The following is a 2,493-nucleotide window of genomic DNA, read 5'->3' on the forward strand; positions in this document are numbered from 1 at the left end:
CGCCAGTCTATTCCTTCCAGCGATCACCCATGTTGATACCCCCTTTCGTCATTCTGACAGATTCTCAAATCCAGTTTGTTGATGTTATGATTTCGAAGGTTCCGCACGCCGTCCAACACGACTGATGTGTCGGGAAATAGATATGCACCGGATGGTTGAGGGTCGATGAGCAGGCGCCTTTTCTTTATCTGGACATAGAGCCAGTTAACCGGAATTCCCAGCTTTGCAGCAAGAGCAGTTGTGCTCAGGAAGCTGGGATCGTGATCCCACCGCCTGTGCGAGGGAGGCGTCTTGATCCCTTCGGCTAGCCGGATACGCTGCACGGTGACAGGAAGAACCTTGGCGACACAGTTTGCAGAACGGTGTCCCTCTTTCGTGAGAACGCGAGCGATTTCATTATCAGGGGTCCCTGCCTTTGCCAACTCGAGCAGGCGCGCCCTCATTTCTTCGCCCCGGGCGAGTTTCGCGATCGCAGTTACCCGCATCTTGACGTCGAGTTCGGTCACCGCCCCGCCGCGCCATACGATACGGACCAGTGCGCTCTCGGGCGTCCGGTCGAGCACCACCTTGTCCACCAGGCAGCGCAGCAGCGCCTTGCGATGCGCGTCGGTGGTGGCGGGATCCGCCCAGATTTGCGGCAGACGTCCCGCAAGGGCCACCACCTTGCCGGTGAAAGCCTTCCCCATCGTCACATGAGCGGTCGGTTGCTCTGCGGACTGCTCGGCCAGCGCGGCCTCCGCCGCTCGAACCTCCATCAGCGCGCTTTCCCAGCGGCGCTCAAGTTCCGCGGCGACAAGACGGTTGTCAGGGTCAACGCGATTGAACTGCCGCTGTGCTAGGGCTGCGGCATAGCGTGTGCGCTCAACTTCGCGTTCTGCATTTGCAAGCAGTGCGCTGTCGACCTGGCTCTGGGCCCGGCGGGCGCGCGACAGGGCATCGAGTTCCGCAGGTTTCAAAGCAGTCAGGAAAGCGTCAGCAACAGCGGCATCCACCGCTTTGGCCCGGATATGCTGGCAAGTGGGTAAACCAGAATGAGTACGCAAGTGGTTGCAAACATACTCTCCGCCGCCCTTGTATCGGACATACATCTTATAGCCGCATCGTCCGCACCAGACTATACCGTGCAATAGAAGTTCGCCGTCGCGGGGGATGCCTCTTGTCTTGCTGCGCATGTATTCAGCCCGGTTGTCGGTCACGATGTTGCGGATGTTCTCATATGTTGGCCAATCGATATAGGCCGGATACCGGTCCTTCACGACGATCCGCCACTCTTCGAGAGGTCGTGCCACTTTTGTCGCGGGCCGCCCGCCCGGTGTGGTGTCCCGAATGCGGGTCCGGCCATAGACGAAAGCACCTGCGTAAGCTGGATTTTTCAGGATCGTTGAAACCGCAGCGACCGTCGCACGAGCCCAGTGCAGTTCGCCATGTCGGTCCCGGCGTGGCAGATCGAGACCACGATCATTCAGCATGCGCATCACCTTGGCGATGCTACGCAGCTTCTGAAAGAGCTCAAACACAAGACCGAGCCGGTCCTGAACAGCCATATCTGGATCTTTCAGCACAACACCGCTCGGGTCCCTCACAAGACCGACAGGCAAGGTGAGGGCAAGCTCCCCGCGCTCTGCCTTGGCGATGAGGCCAGCTGTCAGGCGGCTGCGGATCGTATGCAGCTCGAGTTCGGATATGGTTCCCTTGAGGCCAAGAAGCAGGCGTCCGTTGGCGCTGCCGGGATCGTAGACGCCGTCGCGATCAGCGATCAAACACCCCCGCAAGCCACAGATGTCCAGAAGAGGATACCAATCGGAGCAGTTGCGCGCGAGCCGCGTGACATCAACGGACAGGATTATCCTCACGTCGCTCAGCCCAACCCGACCGACAAGTTCCTGGAACCCGCTGCGATGCGCAGCGGACGCGCCGCTCAGACCAAGATCGGCGTCGATCACGTCGATATCGGCTTTATGCCATCCAAGATCATGGGCGCGCTGGCAAAGCGCGTATTGCAGCCGCAGGCTCTCCTGGTTGCTCACCACCTGATGGGGCGTCGACTGCCGGATGTAGACAACCGCTTTGCGCTTCAGATGCGCCGACTGGATCAACTCGGACATCACGAAATACCTCCGCCAGAGCCACGGCGATGTCGTCGGCGATCTGACGCCTTAGCGTCACCGGCAGCGTCGTCCAAAGATCTTCGGGCGCTATACTCATGGCACTCAGAATCTACCACATTTAGTAGATCGCGCAACGCCTCTACGCTCAATTTGGTAGAATGGGGCGGCAAACCAAGCGGCTCGGTCGTCGTCACGGGTACATTCAGAGTGACCCCATCGCGATATACGACCTCGTAGCAGGGCGAAGAACTGCCCCTGCGAAACCTCGATCGACCAAGAACCTCGAATGATCGCCCATAGAGCGGGTGCCGCGGATCAAGCACCTGAACGCTCTCTGGAAAGGATTCGTCCGCATCACCAAAGGGGGCATCCCCAAACACCCTCG

Annotated in this window: 1 protein-coding gene; it reads right to left on the reverse strand. The window is 59.4% G+C overall.

Features of this window, described 5'->3' with window-relative positions:
• Positions 1-23 precede the first annotated feature (23 nt).
• Entirely contained in the window at positions 24-2,105 is a 2,082-nt protein-coding gene (locus QO231_RS25965) for a recombinase family protein (RefSeq protein ID WP_316783171.1), read from the reverse strand.
• Positions 2,106-2,493 lie beyond the last annotated feature (388 nt).

The organism is Sedimentitalea todarodis (assembly GCF_032595355.1).
GTDB classification, from domain to species: domain Bacteria; phylum Pseudomonadota; class Alphaproteobacteria; order Rhodobacterales; family Rhodobacteraceae; genus Sedimentitalea; species Sedimentitalea todarodis.